Genomic DNA, 16,201 nt, shown 5'->3' with positions numbered 1-16,201 from the left:
GGCTTGGCATACGACCAAGGGAGAAAGAAGAGATGACACGATTCAGCAGACGCGGACTTCTCAGAACCGGTGTTGCGGCCAGCCTTCTTGCCGCGACCGGCATGCCGCTTCGGGCCGCGCCCCAGAAGGGCGGGCGGCTTCGGGTCGGCATGAACGGGGCCAACAGCTCGGACAGCTGGGATGCACGGACCCATTCTGACGTGTTCATGAACTCCTGCGGGCAGGGCGCGGTCTTTGACAACCTGACCGAAGTGGCCCCCGACGGCACCCTGCGCGGCGAGCTTGCCGAAAGCTGGGAAGCCTCGGCCGATGCGAAGGTCTGGACCTTCAACCTGCGCAAGGGCGTCACCTTCCACAACGGCAAGGCCTTCGGCGCCGACGACGTGATCGAAAGCCTGGCGCTGCACACCGCCGAGGGCGCCAAATCGGCCGCCAAGCCCATCATCAGCGCCATCACCGAGATGAAGAAGCTGGGCGAGCATCAGGTCCAGATGACGCTGGAATCCGGCAACGCCGACTTCCCCTTCCTGATGGCCGACTATCACCTACTGATCTATCCCGCCGGCCAGATCGAAGAGGCCATCGCCAAGGGCATCGGCACCGGCCTTTACAGCGTCGTCAGCTTCGAGCCGGGCGTGCGGTTCGTCGGCAAGCGGGTCGACAGCCACTACAAGGACGGCAAGGCCGGCTTCTTCGACGAGCTGGAATATATCGCGATCAACGATTCCACCGCCCGGATGAACGCGCTGATGACCGGTCAGGTCGACGCCATCAACCGCATCGACTTCAAGACCGAGGCGCTTCTGCGCGCCAATCCCAACGTCACCATCCAGGAGGTGACGGGCAACCAGCACTATACCTTCCCGATGCTGACCGATGTTGCGCCCTTCGACAATCTGCACGTCCGCAAGGCGCTGAAATACGGCATCAACCGGCAGGAAATGGTCGACAAGATCCTGCTTGGTCACGGTCAGGTGGGCAACGACTCTCCGATCGGCCCCGCCAACCAGTATTTCAACACCGAGATGGAGCAGCTGGCCTACGACCCCGACAAGGCCAAGTTCCACCTGAAAGAAGCCGGGCTGGACAATCTCAAGGTCGATCTGTCGGCCTCGAACGCGGCCTTCGAGGGGGCGGTTGACGCGGTGCAGCTTTACCAAGCCTCGGCCGGTGCCGCCGGCATCGAGATCAACGTCGTACAGGAGCCTGCCGACGGCTACTGGTCCAACGTCTGGCTGAAAAAGCCCTGGGGTGCCGCCTATTGGTCGGGCCGGGCGACCGAGGACTGGATGTTCTCGTCTGCCTACGAGAAGGGCGTGCCGTGGAACGATACCCATTGGGATCACCCGCGGTTCCAGGAACTGCTCCTGTCGGCCCGGGCCGAGCTGGATAGCGACAAGCGCCGCGCCCAGTATTTCGAGATGCAGGAAATCCTGCGCGACGAGGGCGGCGCGATCATCCCGATGTTCGCCAACTACGTCCAGGCGCTGTCCAACAAGGTCGGCACCGACGAGACCATCGGCAACATGTTCCAGATGGACAACTGCCGGATGGGCGAACGCTGGTGGATGAAGGCGTAAGCCCCAGGGCCTAAGCCCCGCCCGCGCGCCCTTGAAGGGCAGGCGCGGGCGGGCGCGCAGCCATCCCCCCATCGCCCCCCGGATCAGGGGGGCTTGCAGACTCGGGGTCGGCGGCGTATATCCCCCTCAACAGCGGCGCACCGGCCTCCACACCCGGCGCTCCACCGGGAAAGATCAACGGGCCGCGCGCCCGTTTTTTTGTGTTTGCCGTATCTGGAATTTGGACGAAGCCATGTCGGATCTCATCGCCAAGACCTCGATCGACCGCCGCCTGGCGGAGGTCATCACCCCGGTCATCGAGGACCTGGGGTTCGAACTTGTGCGTGTGCGTCTGATGTCGGGCAAGACCCGCACCCTTCAGATCATGGCCGAACGCCCCGGCGGCGGCATCGAGGTGGACGATTGCGCCCGCATTTCCACCGCCGTCAGCGCCACCCTCGATGTCGAGGATCCGCTGGAGGACGCCTACACGCTCGAGGTCTCCAGCCCCGGCATCGACCGGCCGCTGACCCGGTTGAAGGATTTCGAGGCCTGGCAGGGTTACGAGGCCAAGATCGAGACGACCGAACTGATCGACGGGCGCCGCCGCTTCAAGGGCGAGCTGGCCGGCGTCGAGGGCAGCGAGGTCCTGATCGAGATCGAGGAAGGCACCATCGGGCTGCAATACGACTGGCTGTCGGACGCCAAGCTGGTGCTGACCGACGAACTGATCCGCGACGTGCTGCGCCAGCGCAAGGACGCGGGCGAAGTGGACGAGAAACAATTCGACGAGATCGAAACCATCATCGACGGAGAGGGTGAGGACTAATGGCTATTACTTCTGCAAACCAGCTGGAGCTGTTGCAGACCGCCGAGGCGGTCGCGCGCGAGAAGATGATCGACCCGTCGCTCGTGATCGAGGCGATGGAAGAAAGCCTGGCCCGGGCCGCCAAGAGCCGTTACGGCGCCGAGATGGACATCCGCGTCAGCATCGACCGCAAGACCGGACGTGCCACCTTCACCCGCGTCCGCACCGTTGTGGAAGATGACGCGGTCGAGAACTACCAGGCCGAGCTGACCGTCAAGGAAGCCAAGCAGTATAAAGAGGACCCCCAGATCGGCGACGAGATCGTCGATGAGGTTCCCCCCGTCGAGATGGGCCGCATCGCCGCCCAGTCCGCCAAGCAGGTGATCCTGCAGAAGGTCCGCGAAGCCGAGCGTGACCGCCAGTACGAGGAATTCAAGGACCGCGCCGGCACCATCATCAACGGTGTCGTCAAGCGCGAGGAATACGGCAACGTCATCGTCGACATCGGCCGTGGCGAGGCTGTCCTGCGCCGCAACGAGAAGATCGGCCGCGAAAGCTACCGGCCCAACGACCGCATCCGCGTCTACATCAAGGACGTGCGCCGCGAACCCCGTGGCCCGCAGATCTTCCTCAGCCGCACCGCGCCCGAGTTCATGGCCGAGCTGTTCAAGATGGAAGTGCCCGAGATCTACGACGGCATCATCGAGATCAAGGCCGTCGCCCGCGATCCGGGCTCCCGCGCCAAGATCGCCGTCATCTCCTACGACAGCTCGATCGACCCCGTCGGCGCCTGCGTCGGCATGCGCGGCAGCCGGGTTCAGGCTGTCGTCAACGAGCTTCAGGGCGAGAAGATCGACATCATCCCGTGGAACGAGGATCAGCCGACCTTCCTTGTGAACGCGCTGCAGCCCGCCGAGGTCACCAAGGTGGTTCTGGATGAAGAGGCCGAGCGCATCGAGGTCGTCGTGCCCGACGAGCAGCTGTCGCTGGCCATCGGCCGTCGCGGTCAGAACGTGCGTCTGGCCAGCCAGCTGACCGGCCTCGACATCGACATCATGACCGAGGAAGAGGAAAGCAAGCGCCGCCAGGCCGAGTTTGCCGAGCGCACGCAGCTCTTCATGGACACGCTGGATCTGGACGAGTTCTTCGCCCAGCTTCTGGTCTCGGAAGGCTTCACCAACCTCGAGGAAGTCGCCTATGTCGACGCCGACGAGTTGCTGGTGATCGACGGAGTCGACAGCGACACCGCCGGCGAGCTTCAGGCCCGCGCCCGCGACCACCTGGAGGCGATCAACAAGAAGGCGCTGGAGCGCGCCGCCGAGCTTGGCGTCGACCAGAGCCTGGTTGATTTCGAGGGGCTGACCCCCCAGATGGTAGAAGCGCTGGCCGAGGACGGTATCCTGTCGCTCGAAGATTTCGCGACCTGCGCCGACTGGGAACTGGCCGGCGGCTGGACCACGGTCGAAGGCGAGCGGGTCAAGGATGACGGCCTGCTGGAGAAATTCGACGTTTCGCTGGAAGAGGCCCAGGACATGGTTATGACCGCCCGCGTTATGCTGGGCTGGGTCGATCCGACCGAGATGCTGGCCGAGGATACCGGCGAGGACGCCGAGGGCGAAGAGGGCCAGGCCGCCGAAGGCGACGCCGCACCCTCGGATGACGAGACCGCAACCCCCGCGGGGTCCGGCGCCTGAGCCGCGGAGAACCGGGCATGACGCGCGGCGGCCGCAAGAAGGACAATGATGCACCGGAGCGCCGGTGCATCGTGACCCGCGAGGTGGCCCCGAAGGAGCGTATGATCCGCTTCGTGACCGGGCCCGACGGCCAGGTCGTGCCCGATCTTCTCGGGCGGCTGCCCGGGCGCGGGATGTGGGTGACCCCCACCCGCGACGCGTTGGACAAGGCCGCGCGCAAGGGCGGCTTCGCCCGTGCGGCGCGACAGCAGGTCACCGTGCCGGAGGACCTGGTCGGGATGATCGAGGCGGCGCTGGTGCGCCGGCTGGTCGACCGGATCTCGATGGCCCGCAAGGCCGGGCAGGCGGTCGCGGGCTACGAGAAGGTCCGCGGCTGGCTCGCCACCGGCGAGGGCCGGGTGCTGATGCAGGCGATCGACGGCTCGGAACGGGGCAAGACGAAGCTTCGTCCACCGGACGGAAAAGACAGTTTTATCGGATGCCTGTACGCCCGGGAATTGGGTTTGGCATTCGGTCGGGAAAGTGTGATACATGGCGCCTTATCGGCTGGCGGACTCACTGCACGTGTTGTAGATGAGGCCGCGCGGCTTACGGGCCTTCGCGAAATCGGCGGCGATTCAGCCACCGGAAAGGGTACGACAGACGCATGAGCGATCAAGACGGCAAGAAAACTCTCGGTCTTCGCGGCGGACCTCGCAGCGGTCAGGTTAAGCAAAGCTTCAGCCATGGCCGGACGAAGAACGTCGTGGTGGAAACCAAACGCAAACGCGTCGTGGTTCCCAAGCCGGGTGCTTCCGGCAAGGCCGCCGGCGCCGCGTCGAACCGCGGGGGTGACGCCTCCAAGCGTCCCGCCGGGATTACCGATGCCGAGATGGAGCGTCGCCTGAAGGCGTTGCAGGCCGCCAAGGCCCGCGAAGCCGAAGAGGCCGAGCGCCGCGAGCGCGAGGAGCGCGAGCGCGCCGAAGACCGCGAACGCCGCCGCGCCGAGGCCGAGGCCAAGGAACGCGAAGAGCGTGAGCGCGAAGAGCGTGCCCGCCAGAAGGCCGAAGAGGACGAGCGCAAGCAGCGCGAGGCCGAGGAAGCCAAGCAGCGTGCCGCACAGCCCGCACCGCAGGAACGCGCCGAGCCCCAGGCTGACGCCGGTCCCGCCGGGCCCCGTGGCGGCCTCAAGCCCGCCGCAACGCCCCGCAAGACCGAGCGGGACGACCGTCCCAAGCGCGAAGCCAAGGGCGCCGGCGACCGCCGCCGCTCGGGCAAGCTGACGCTGAACCAGGCGCTTTCGGGCGGCGAGGGTGGCCGTCAGCGGTCCATGGCCGCGATGAAGCGCAAGCAGGAACGCGCCCGCCAGAAGGCGATGGGTCAGAACGTCGAGCGCGAAAAGGTCGTGCGCAACGTCAACCTGCCCGAGGCGATCACCGTCCAGGAACTTGCCAACCGCATGGCAGAGCGTGTGGCCGACGTGGTCAAGTCGCTGATGACCAGCGGCATCATGGCGACCCAGAACCAGACCATCGACGCCGATACCGCCGAGCTCATCATCGAAGAGTTCGGCCACAAGGTCGTGCGCGTTTCGGATGCCGACGTCGAGCAGGTCATCGACACGATCGACGACAAGCCCGAGGATCTGCGCAACCGTCCGCCGGTCATCACCGTCATGGGTCACGTCGACCACGGCAAGACCTCGTTGCTGGACGCGATCCGCAACGCCAAGGTCGTCGCGGGCGAAGCCGGCGGTATCACCCAGCACATCGGCGCCTACCAGGTGCAGGCGGCCGACGGCCAGATCCTGACCTTCCTGGATACGCCCGGCCACGCGGCCTTCACCTCGATGCGTGCCCGTGGTGCGCAGGTGACCGACATCGTGGTCCTGGTGGTCGCGGCCGATGACGCCGTGATGCCCCAGACCGTCGAAGCCATCCACCATGCCAAGGCGGCCGGCGTTCCGATGATCGTCGCGATCAACAAGATCGACCGTCATGAGGCCAACCCCGACAAGGTGCGCACCGATCTGCTGCAGCACGAAGTCGTGGTCGAGAAGATGTCCGGCGACGTGCAGGATGTCGAGGTTTCGGCCATCAAGGGCACCGGCCTGGACGAACTGCTTGAGGCGATTGCCCTGCAGGCAGAGATCCTGGAACTGAAAGCCAACCCCGACCGTGCCGCCTCCGGCGCCGTGATCGAGGCCCAGCTGGACGTCGGCCGCGGTCCCGTGGCCACCGTCCTGGTTCAGAACGGCACCCTGCGCCGCGGCGACATCTTCGTCGTGGGCGAGCAGTACGGCAAGGTTCGCGCCCTGATCAACGACAAGGGCGAGCGGGTCGACGAAGCCGGCCCCTCGGTCCCGGTCGAGGTTCTCGGCCTCAACGGCACCCCCGAGGCCGGTGACGTGCTCAACGTCGTCGAGACCGAGGCACAGGCCCGCGAGATCGCCGAATACCGCGAGAAGGCGGCCAAGGAAAAGCGCGCCGCTGCCGGTGCCGCGACGACCCTCGAACAGCTCATGGCCAAGGCCAAGGACGACGAGAACGTCTCGGAGATGCCGATCCTGGTCAAAGCCGACGTTCAGGGTTCCGCCGAAGCCATCGTTCAGGCGATGGAGAAGATCGGGAACGAGGAGGTGCGCGTGCGCGTCCTGCATTCCGGCGTCGGCGCGATCACTGAATCCGACATCGGCCTGGCCGAAGCCTCGGGCGCGCCGGTCTTCGGCTTCAACGTCCGTGCCAATGCCTCGGCCCGCAACAGCGCCAACCAGAAGGGCGTGGAGATCCGCTACTACTCGGTGATCTACGACCTTGTGGACGACGTGAAAGCGGCCGCATCCGGCCTGCTGTCGGCAGAGGTTCGCGAGAACTTCATCGGCTACGCCGAGATCAAGGACGTGTTCAAGGTGTCCAACGTCGGCAAGGTCGCCGGCTGTCTGGTCACCGAGGGTGTTGCCCGCCGTTCGGCCGGTGTGCGCCTGCTGCGCGACAACGTGGTGATCCACGAGGGCACGCTGAAGACGCTCAAGCGCTTCAAGGACGAGGTTGCAGAGGTCCAGTCCGGCCAGGAATGCGGTATGGCCTTCGAGAACTACGACGATATCCGTGCCGGCGATGTCATCGAGATCTTCGAGCGCGAAGAGGTCGAGCGTACCCTGAGCTAAGGCTCGGGGCGCGCCGCCCGGGGCCCTCGAGGCCCTGGGCCCGGCCAACCCTCAAACACTATCGCAAGACACAAAAAGGGCCCCCGAAGGGGCCCTTTTAGCATCCTGCTCATTGGGTAGTAGGGAGGGTGTTGAGTGATGGCGGGATGTGTCGAATGTGATGTGAAAGCGGTGTCAGGCTGCTTGGTTCACGGCCCGACCCTGATAGAGCCGGTCGCCGACTTGAACCACGATCTTGCCGTCGCTCAGCTGCCTGATGAAGGTTCCCTGCACTGATACACAGGAGCCGATCATGATTGTTGCCACCATTTAGAACGCCTCCCCTAGATGCAGGTTATTCTTGTTATTCTGGTATTGTTGTTGTTGTTCTTGTCACAACTGTAGCGTGCCGGTATTGGCTTTGGCTACCTTCATGAGAGCGCGTAATTGTGCGCTGCGGGGTTGCGCAAATAGCTAATGCGACTTTGGTCGGACGGGATGCGACCGCGCCAATAACAACCGTAAGTTGTTACAATCGCGCAGCTTTGTCTAGCATAAACTGGAGCCCAGTGGCCTTTGGCCGCTCAATCCGGTGGCTGTAAGCTTACAACCAGTCACGCAAAATAGGGATGAGGGGAACGTCCGCAGGGGGCATTTGATAGTCGCGGAGGGCGTTCGGGCGTACCCAGGCCATCTCTTGCCCCTCCAGGCCCCTGGGCGTGCCTTGCCATTTGCGACATGCAAAGAGTGGCATTAGCAAATGGAAATTCTCGTAGCTGTGGGAGGCAAAGGTCAGCGGCGCGAGGCAGGATTGCCAGGTGTCGATATCCAGTTCTTCCTTCAGCTCGCGGATGAGCGCGGCCTCCGGCGTTTCGCCCGGTTCGACCTTGCCACCGGGAAATTCCCACAGGCCCGCCATGGATTTCCCCTCGGGCCGCTGGGTCAGCAGGACCCGGCCGTCCACGTCAATCAGTGCGACGGCCGAGACCAGAACCGTCTTCACGAACGGTAATCCGCGTTGATCGTGATGTATTGATGGGTCAGGTCGCAGGTCCAGACCACGGATTCGCCGTCGCCCAGCCCCAGGTCGATCCCGATCACAAGCTCGTCGCGCTTCATGTAGGCGGCGCCGTCCTCTTCGCGGTAGCCCTCGGCGACCCATCCCTTCTCGGCGATGGTCAGATCGCCCAGGCGGATCGCCAGGCGGTCACGGTCCGCCTCGGCCCCGGATTTGCCCACCGCCATGACGATGCGGCCCCAGTTCGGGTCCTCTCCCGCCAGGGCGGTCTTGACCAGCGGCGAGTTGGCGGTCGCCAGCGCGACCTTGCGCGCGTCCTCGTCCGAGCGGGCGCCGGTGACGCGCACCTCGACGAACTTGGTGGCGCCTTCACCGTCGCGTACGACCTGGTGGGCCAGGTCCAGCATGACGCCGTGCAGCGCCTTCTCGAAGGCGCGGGCGTCGTCGCTCTCGGCGTCGGTCAGGCGGGCGACGCCCTTGGCCTTGCCGGTTGCGCCGCATATCAGCGTGTCCGAGGTCGAAGTGTCGCCGTCGACCGTGATGCAGTTGAAGGTGCGGTCCGAGGCGCGCGATACCATTGCTTGAAGCAGCGGCTGGTCGATGGGCGCATCGGTGAAAAGATAGACCAGCATCGTCGCCATGTCGGGCGCGATCATGCCGGAGCCTTTGGCGATGCCGGCAATGCGGACCGTGCCGCCGCCAATCGCCACCTCGGCCGAGGCGCCCTTTGCGAAGGTGTCGGTGGTGCGGATCGCCTCGGCGGCGCGGGGCAGGGCCGCGCCATCCAGGTCGGATTTCAGCCCGTCCAGAACGGCGACAATGCGCTCGTGCTTCAGCGGCTCGCCGATGACGCCGGTCGACGACATGAAGACATGGCCTGCGGGGATGCCCAGCCGTTCCCCAACGGCTTTCGACACCGCCTCGACGCTACCGCTGCCGGCGGCGCCGGTGAAGGCGTTGGCATTGCCGGCATTGACGATGATCGCAAAGCCCGCGTCGCCCGAACCGGCCGAGCCGGTGGCGATCCGCGCCAGCTTCTCCTCACCGTCCAGGACGGGGGCCGCGCGGGTGGCGGAGCGGGTGAAGACGGCGGCCACGGTGGAGCCTGCACAAAGCTCCATCAAAGCCACGTCAAGCCGGCCGGTCGTGTAGCGGACACCGGCCGCGGCGGCGGCAAAGCGGGCGCCCTCGATCACCGGCAGGGCGGGGAAGCCGCCCTTGGGCGCCAGCGGAGAGACCGGCGGCGGCGCCTTGGCGGGCTTGGCCGGTTTGACGGCGGCCTGGTCGGCCTGGGCGCCGGTCGTGCCAGCGGAGGTTTCGGGGAGGGGCTGGCGCAATGCCTGCCCCGCCGCCTTGAGCCGGAGCGAAAGCTGCCGGAGCATGTCGTTGGCACCCATCGGAAAGTTCCTGTGCTGTCCGCGTGTCAGTCGTGTGTCGCTAGTGGATCAGTCCGAGACCAGGTCGCGCTGATCGATGACCGAGGGGTCGATCCCTTCGACCATACGCTCGACCTCGACACCTTCGGTGGCGTTGGTCATCACCTGGTCGATGGCGGCGTTGGTCAGGGTCGTGACGATTTCCTGGCGGACATCCTCAAGACTGGTCGGCGCCGCCTCGCGGGTGTCGTTCAGCTTGGCCACGTGCCAGCCGAAATCGGTCTGGAAGGGGGCAGAGACCTCGCCGATCTCCAGCGCGGCGACCGCGTTCTGGAAGGGCGGCACCATCTGCCCGTCCGAGAACCAGCCCAGCTCACCCCCGCGGGGGCCGGAGGGGCCGGTGGATTTCTCCTTGGCCAGCTCGGCGAAATCGGCGCCCTTGTCGAGGGCGGCGGTCAGTTCCTTGGCCTCTTCCTCGGTCTTCACGAGGATGTGCGAGGCGTTCCATTCGGTCTGCACCTCCTGGTCGCCGTACTGGGCGTCGTAGGCGGCCTGAATGGCCCCCTCCGTCACCTGCTCGCGCACGACGCGGTCCAGCACCAGGCCGGCCTTGTAGCCGCGCACCTCGTTCTCGAGGCCGAGGGTCAGGCGGCTGCTGTCGTCATCCTCAAGGGACTGGGCCAGGGCGGCCTGGCGGATCAGCTGCTCAAGCAGCCCTTCGAACAGGGTTTCGGCCGGAAGCGACTGGTATTGCGCGGGCAGACCCTCGCGCAGAAGCATCAGATGACCCAGCTTGATGTCGGTGCCGCCGACGCGCGCCAGAACCGTGTCGGCGCCCTCGGCGGGAGCTCCTGAGGGGGCGGGGGCTTCGGTCTGGGCAGTCTCGGCGGCGGGATCCGCGGCCTTTTCTTCCTGCGCGGCGAGAGGGGCGGCAAGGCCCGTCGCGGTGAGCAGGGCGGCGCTTATGGCAAGGGCGGGACCGTAGGCGTGGAATCGGCTCATGGTAGGCTCCTTTCGCGTGGCCTCGAGGTGGCCGGCCCGCGTCCAGAATCCACTGGGACAGCGGGTCAAGTTGACAGTCAACAGGCAGGCCCTTATGTGCCGAAGGGTTCAGCAGGCCGTGCCGCGCTTGTCCGCCGTTCTATGGGTGGCGTGAAGCAGGGGCAAGGCTTGCCATCACACGAACCTGTCAGAAAAGCCTGTCAGGACGGGGCGAACCACGCCCCCAAGCGGAGAGCGGACGACACGATGCTGGGTCTCGGAACCATCGCCAAGAAAGTATTCGGAACGCCAAATGACCGCGAGGTGAAAGCCCGCAGGCCGCTTGTCGAAAAGATCAACGCCCTCGAGCCACAGTTCACCGACCTCACCGATGAGCAGATCATCGAGAAGACCGCCGAGTTCCGCGAGCGCCTGGCCAAGGGCGAAGCCCTGGACGACCTGCTGCCCGAGGCCTTCGCCAACGTGCGCGAAGCGGCCCGCCGCACCCTGGGCCTGCGGGCCTTCGACGTGCAGCTCATGGGCGGGATCTTCCTGCACCAGGGCAACATCGCCGAGATGAAAACCGGCGAGGGCAAGACGCTGATGGCGACCTTCCCGGCCTATCTGAACGCCCTGACGGGGCGCGGCGTGCACATCGTCACGGTCAACGACTACCTGGCGCGGCGCGATGCCGAATGGATGGGCAAGGTCTATGCCGCCCTGGGCCTGACCACCGGCGTGGTCTACCCCCAGCAGCCCGAGCAGGAAAAGGCGGAGGCCTACGGCGCCGACGTCACCTACGCCACCAACAACGAGCTGGGTTTCGACTACCTTCGGGACAACATGCGCATGGATCTCGACGAGATGAACCAGCGCGACCACTACTTCGCCATCGTCGACGAGGTCGATTCGATCCTGATCGACGAGGCGCGCACGCCGCTGATCATCTCGGGCCCCTCCGAGGACCGGAGCGAACTTTACAAGACCATCGACACGGTGGTCCCCAGCCTCTCGGACGAGCATTTCACCATCGACGAGAAGACCCGCAACGTCACCTACACCGACGAGGGCAACGAGTTCCTGGAACAGGAGCTGCTGCGTCAGGGGATCCTGCCGGAGGGTCAATCCCTCTATGACCCCGAGTCGACGACGCTGGTGCACCACGTCACCCAGGCCCTGCGCGCCCACAAGCTGTTCCAGCGCGACAAGGATTACATCGTCCGCGATGACGAGGTCGTGCTGATCGACGAATTCACCGGCCGCATGATGTCGGGTCGCCGCCTGTCGGACGGCCTGCACCAGGCGATCGAGGCCAAGGAGAACGTCTCGATCCAGCCCGAGAACGTGACCCTGGCATCGGTCACCTTCCAGAACTATTTCCGGCTTTACGACAAGCTGGGCGGCATGACCGGCACCGCCGCGACCGAGGCCGAGGAATTCGCCGAGATCTACAAGCTGGGCGTGATCGAGGTGCCGACCAACCGGCCCATCGCCCGCGTCGACGAGCATGACGCCGTCTACCGGACCGCCAAGGAAAAATACGACGCCATCCGCGAGACGATCGAGGAGGCCCACAAGAAGGGTCAGCCGATCCTCGTCGGCACCACCTCGATCGAGAAGTCCGAGTTCCTGTCGCAGATGCTCAAGGAACGCGGCGTGCCCCACAACGTCCTCAACGCCCGCCAGCATGAGCAGGAGGCCGCCATCGTCGCCGACGCCGGCAAGCCGGGCGCTGTGACCATCGCCACCAACATGGCCGGTCGCGGCACCGACATCCAGCTTGGCGGCAACGTCGACATGAAGGTGCTGGAGGCCCTGGCCACCGACCCCGAGGCCGATCCCGCCGCCCTGCGCGAACGCGCCGAGGCCGAGGTCGCCGGCGACAAGAAGAAGGTGCTGGAGGCAGGCGGCCTGTTCGTTCTGGCCACCGAGCGGCACGAAAGCCGCCGCATCGACAACCAGCTGCGCGGCCGCTCGGGCCGTCAGGGCGACCCCGGCCGCTCGGCCTTCTACCTCAGCCTTGAAGATGACCTGATGCGGATCTTCGGGTCCGAGCGTCTGGACAACGTGCTGGGCAAGCTGGGCATGAAGGAAGGCGAGGCGATCATCCACCCATGGGTGAACAAGAGCCTCGAGAAGGCCCAGGCCAAGGTCGAGGCGCGCAACTTCGACATCCGCAAGCAACTGCTGAAGTTCGACGACGTGATGAACGACCAGCGCAAGGCCATCTTCGGCCAGCGTCTGGAGATCATGGAAAGCAAAGACGTCAACGAGATTGTCGAGGATATGCGCCACCAGGTCATCGACGACCTGGTCGATTTCTACATCCCCGCCCGGTCCTACGCCGACCAGTGGGATGGCGAGGGGCTTTATGCCGCTGTCATCGAGAAGCTGGGCGTCGACGCCCCCGTCATCGCCTGGACGCAGGAAGAAGGGGTCGATGATTCCGACATCCGCGAGCGTCTTTACAAGGCAACGGACGAGTTCATGGCCGGCAAGGCCGCCAAGTTCGGCCCCGAGCAGATGCGCCGTATCGAAAAACAGGTCCTGCTGCAGACCATCGACGCCAAGTGGCGCGAGCATCTTGTGACGCTGGAGCATCTGCGCTCGGTCGTGGGGTTCCGCGGCTATGCACAGCGCGATCCGCTCAACGAGTACAAGAACGAAAGCTTCCAGCTTTTCGAGAGCCTGCTGAACTCCCTCCGCGAGGAAGTGACCGAGAAGCTGGCACAGCTTCGCCCGCTCAGCGAGGAAGAGCAGAAGCAGATGCTGGCCCAGCTGATCGAACAGCAGCGTGCCTTGCAGGGCGCCGAGGCGGGCGCGCAACCCGGTGCCGCACCGGCGGCCGGCCCGCAGGCGGCCGCACAGCCTGACGGGGCCGGAGAGACAGCCGTCGCCGAGGTGGGGCGCAACGATCCCTGCCCCTGTGGCTCGGGCAAGCGCTACAAGCATTGCCACGGTGCCGTCACCGCCTGATCGCGGCGACTTATCCGACACAGTTCCCAGCGCCCCGCCCTTGGCGGGGCGTTCGGCTTTTCAGCCTGCCCGATTTTCGCCATACTTGTCCCATCGCGCAACGACGCGTCGGAGCAGGCATGCAGATCTTTCCCCGCCGATGGGCCGCGATGGCCGTCATCGCGCTTGGCACCCTGGTGTCGGGCACCCTTCCTGCGCCTGTCGTGGCGGGTGATGCGGGGGCCGCGCCCCACCTGCCCCGGGCGCCGGGGGCCGGTCGCGCGGGCTTTGACCCGGGCGCGCTGCTTCCCCTTTCCGCGCGTCCTGCCGACAGGGCCGAGGGGGCCGGAGACAACGCCGGCCCGGGCGACTGGGCCCGTGCGCCCGAGCGACGGCTCTCCCCCTATGGCATGCCCTGCCGGGAAGAGCTTTCCGCCGTATCGGCACCGGGTGCCATGATCCGCCTGACCCTGTTCGCCCCCTGCCGGGCCGGGGCAACGGTGCGCATCGAGCATGCCGGTCTGGTGCTGGAGATGCCCACCGATTCCATGGGCGCCCTGCGCGTCGATCTGCCGGCGCTGGTCGGGCTGGGCGAACTCTCGGCCGGGTTCGAGGACGGCACGCGGCTGGCCCGCACGGTGGTTGTCCCCGACATGGGCGAATTCACCCGCGTCGTCGTCCTGTGGGAGCGTGGGGCGGCGTCTGGCGACGAGGGGGTGGGGGAGCCCCCGCTGGCCCTGCACGCCCGCGAGGTGGCCCGCACCGCCGCCAAGGGCGCCGATCTGTGGCACCGACAGCCCGGCAATTCCGGACGCCTGCTGCGCGGTCAGGGCGGGCGCATGACGGTGATCGACGCGGACAATGGCCGGGCCGAGGTCTATACCGCGCCGCGCCGTCTGGGCACGGTGCGGCTGAGCCTGGAAGGCGAGGTGACGCAGGCCAATTGCAGTCAGGCCGTGCCCGCGACCGTGCTGCGCGCCGCCCCTGCCGGAGGGCCCGAGCGCAGCGCGCTGAGCCTGCGCATGCCCGGTTGCGCACGGGTGGGGGAATATCTTCGGTTGAAAAGCGTGCTGCCAGACCTGAAGATCGCGCGAAACTGAAGTGACCTGATCCGCCCATGCCCAATCGTCCGTTCCGCGCCGCCCTTGCAGCGGCGGCTGTCGCGTCCCTGGCGATTGGCCCCGCCGTCGCGCAGGACGTGACGCTGACGTCGCGCGATGGCACAGTGGACATCTCGGGCACGCTGCAATCCTACGACGGGGAATTCTACCGGGTCGACACGGTCTACGGGCCGCTGACGATCGACGGGCAGGGGGTGATCTGCAACGGCATCGGCTGCCCGGACTTGGAGGCGTTCGTGGCCGAATTCGCCCTCTCGGGCTCGGCGGCGATGGGGCAGGTCCTGCTGCCGGCCCTGGTCGATGCCTTTGCCCGCCAGCGGGGTCTGCGCCTGTTGCGCGAGGTGCTGGACGAAAGCCGCTCGCGCTTTGTGCTGAGCGATCCGGCCACGGGCACCGACCAGGCCCGCATCACCCTGCGCCTGTCCAGCAGCGAGGAAGGGTTCGCCGACCTGGCGGCGGGAGAGGCCGACCTGGCCCTGTCCCTGCGAGAGATCGGGCCCGAGGAGCTGTCAGTCGCGGCGCTTGCCGGGCTGGGGGACCTCTCGGGGCCCAGGCGGTCGCTGGTGCTGGCGCTGGACGCGCTGGTGCCGGTGGTGGCGGCGGCCAACCCCCTGCGGGCCCTGACGCCCGACGAGCTGGCGGCGGTCTTCGCCGGAGAGGTCTCGGACTGGTCCGCCCTGGGCGGTGCCGAGGGGCCGATCAGCCTGCACGCTCCGGCGGGCGACTCGGCGCTGGGCCAGCTTTTCGCCGAGGAGGTGCTGGCGCCCTTCGGCAAGACCATGTCGGGGCAAGCGCGGCGACATGCCGATGTTGCCGACCTGGTCGATGCGGTGGCCGACGATCCCGGTGCCATCGGCCTGACGGCCTGGTCCGAGATGGGCAACACCGCGCCCCTGGACCTGCGCGGATCCTGCGGCGCGGTGCTGGCCGCCGAGGTGGCGACGCTGAAGTCCGAGGATTACCCGCTGAGCCTTCCGTTGATGCTTTATTCCCCCGCGCGGCGGTTGCCGTTGCTGGCGCGGGAGTTCATTGCCTTCTTCGACAGCTCGGCCGCCGAGCTGGTGATCCGCCGGGCGGGCTTTGTCGACCAGGGGATCGACCGCACGCCGCTGGCACGTCAGGGCGCGCGGCTGACCAACGCAATCCTTGGCGCGGGGGGTGAGGTCCCGCTGGAGGAGTTGCAGCGCCTGGCGCGGGCCCTGCGCGGCGCCGAGCGGCTGAGCACAACCTTCCGCTTCGAGGGCGGCTCCAGCGACCTCGACGCCCAGTCGCGGGGCAACGTGGCGCGGCTGGCCCAGGCGATCGAGACCGGCGCCTTCGATGGCCGGCAACTGGTCTTCGTCGGGTTCTCGGACGGAGAGGGCGGGGCGATGCCCAACCGCGCCATTTCCCGCCGCCGGGCCGAGGCGGTGCGCAAAGCCGTGCGCGCCGAGGCGCACACGGCCGATTTCTCGCGGTTGAAATTGACGGTGGACGCCTTTGGCGAGGCGCTGCCCATGGCCTGCGACGACAGCGCCTGGGGCCGGCGTGTCAATCGCCGGGTGGAGCTGTGGCTGCGCTGAATT

11 protein-coding genes are annotated in these 16,201 nt (G+C 66.6%); 8 read left to right on the top strand and 3 right to left on the bottom strand.

The features are described 5' to 3' along the window. Positions 1–32: 32 nt before the first annotated feature. The 5 genes from CLV77_RS13225 to infB all read left to right on the top strand — a co-directional run bounded on the left by CLV77_RS13225 (position 33) and on the right by infB (position 7,206). Positions 33–1,580 (top strand): ABC transporter substrate-binding protein, encoded by a 1,548-nt coding sequence (locus CLV77_RS13225; protein WP_076979881.1) that lies wholly within the window; start codon positions 33–35, stop codon positions 1,578–1,580. A gap of 232 nt (positions 1,581–1,812) precedes the next feature. Next, on the top strand, positions 1,813–2,388 hold the full coding sequence (gene rimP, locus CLV77_RS13220) for a ribosome maturation factor RimP (RefSeq protein WP_076979882.1): 576 nt from the start codon (positions 1,813–1,815) through the stop codon (positions 2,386–2,388). Next, positions 2,388–4,061 carry a transcription termination factor NusA gene (gene nusA / locus CLV77_RS13215; RefSeq protein ID WP_076979883.1) on the top strand — a complete coding sequence of 558 codons (1,674 nt, stop codon included), beginning with the start codon at positions 2,388–2,390 and terminating at the stop codon, positions 4,059–4,061. Before rimP ends, nusA begins: the two co-directional genes overlap by 1 nt. A gap of 17 nt (positions 4,062–4,078) precedes the next feature. Next, positions 4,079–4,711 carry an RNA-binding protein gene (locus CLV77_RS13210; RefSeq protein WP_076979884.1) on the top strand — a complete coding sequence of 211 codons (633 nt, stop codon included), beginning with the start codon at positions 4,079–4,081 and terminating at the stop codon, positions 4,709–4,711. Then, positions 4,708–7,206 carry a translation initiation factor IF-2 gene (infB, locus tag CLV77_RS13205; RefSeq protein ID WP_076979885.1) on the top strand — a complete coding sequence of 833 codons (2,499 nt, stop codon included), beginning with the start codon at positions 4,708–4,710 and terminating at the stop codon, positions 7,204–7,206. Before CLV77_RS13210 ends, infB begins: the two co-directional genes overlap by 4 nt. Positions 7,207–7,789: 583 nt before the next feature. On the opposite strand, the gene mutT is transcribed toward infB, so the two are convergent. The 3 genes from mutT to CLV77_RS13190 are packed head-to-tail and all read right to left on the bottom strand — an operon-like array spanning position 7,790 to position 10,581. After that, positions 7,790–8,188, bottom strand: coding sequence for an 8-oxo-dGTP diphosphatase MutT (gene mutT / locus CLV77_RS13200; RefSeq protein WP_076979886.1), 399 nt, complete (start codon positions 8,186–8,188; stop codon positions 7,790–7,792). Next, the gene (gene argJ, locus CLV77_RS13195) at positions 8,185–9,600 is read right to left on the bottom strand and encodes a bifunctional glutamate N-acetyltransferase/amino-acid acetyltransferase ArgJ (RefSeq protein WP_233128024.1); all 1,416 of its coding nucleotides are present in this window, start codon (positions 9,598–9,600) and stop codon (positions 8,185–8,187) included. Before argJ ends, mutT begins: the two co-directional genes overlap by 4 nt. Positions 9,601–9,648: 48 nt before the next feature. Next, the gene (locus tag CLV77_RS13190) at positions 9,649–10,581 is read right to left on the bottom strand and encodes a peptidylprolyl isomerase (RefSeq protein ID WP_076979887.1); all 933 of its coding nucleotides are present in this window, start codon (positions 10,579–10,581) and stop codon (positions 9,649–9,651) included. 246 nt (positions 10,582–10,827) lie between these two features. Between CLV77_RS13190 and secA the strand changes: the two genes are divergently transcribed. The 3 genes from secA to CLV77_RS13175 all read left to right on the top strand — a co-directional run bounded on the left by secA (position 10,828) and on the right by CLV77_RS13175 (position 16,198). After that, entirely contained in the window at positions 10,828–13,536 is a 2,709-nt protein-coding gene (gene secA, locus CLV77_RS13185) for a preprotein translocase subunit SecA (RefSeq protein WP_076979888.1), read from the top strand. A gap of 119 nt (positions 13,537–13,655) precedes the next feature. Continuing rightward, positions 13,656–14,615 (top strand): hypothetical protein, encoded by a 960-nt coding sequence (locus CLV77_RS13180; RefSeq protein WP_076979889.1) that lies wholly within the window; start codon positions 13,656–13,658, stop codon positions 14,613–14,615. Between the two features lie 17 nt (positions 14,616–14,632). After that, positions 14,633–16,198, top strand: a complete 1,566-nt coding sequence (locus tag CLV77_RS13175) for a substrate-binding domain-containing protein (RefSeq protein ID WP_076979890.1) — start codon at positions 14,633–14,635, stop codon at positions 16,196–16,198. Positions 16,199–16,201 lie beyond the last annotated feature (3 nt).

It is taken from the genome of Brevirhabdus pacifica (genome assembly GCF_002797755.1).
Taxonomy (GTDB): domain Bacteria; phylum Pseudomonadota; class Alphaproteobacteria; order Rhodobacterales; family Rhodobacteraceae; genus Brevirhabdus; species Brevirhabdus pacifica.
The sequence above is the reverse complement of the archived record's forward strand: the minus strand, read 5'-3'. Positions and strand labels throughout refer to the sequence as shown.

Coding starts and splice junctions, on each gene's coding strand:
- infB (WP_076979885.1), top strand. CDS start 4,708: ATGAGCGATCAAGACGGCAAGAAAACTCTCGGTCTTCGCGGCGGACCT.
- nusA (WP_076979883.1), top strand. CDS start 2,388: ATGGCTATTACTTCTGCAAACCAGCTGGAGCTGTTGCAGACCGCCGAG.
- rimP (WP_076979882.1), top strand. CDS start 1,813: ATGTCGGATCTCATCGCCAAGACCTCGATCGACCGCCGCCTGGCGGAG.
- CLV77_RS13175 (WP_076979890.1), top strand. CDS start 14,633: ATGCCCAATCGTCCGTTCCGCGCCGCCCTTGCAGCGGCGGCTGTCGCG.
- secA (WP_076979888.1), top strand. CDS start 10,828: ATGCTGGGTCTCGGAACCATCGCCAAGAAAGTATTCGGAACGCCAAAT.
- CLV77_RS13180 (WP_076979889.1), top strand. CDS start 13,656: ATGCAGATCTTTCCCCGCCGATGGGCCGCGATGGCCGTCATCGCGCTT.
- CLV77_RS13210 (WP_076979884.1), top strand. CDS start 4,079: ATGACGCGCGGCGGCCGCAAGAAGGACAATGATGCACCGGAGCGCCGG.
- argJ (WP_233128024.1), bottom strand. CDS start 9,600: ATGGGTGCCAACGACATGCTCCGGCAGCTTTCGCTCCGGCTCAAGGCG.
- CLV77_RS13190 (WP_076979887.1), bottom strand. CDS start 10,581: ATGAGCCGATTCCACGCCTACGGTCCCGCCCTTGCCATAAGCGCCGCC.
- CLV77_RS13225 (WP_076979881.1), top strand. CDS start 33: ATGACACGATTCAGCAGACGCGGACTTCTCAGAACCGGTGTTGCGGCC.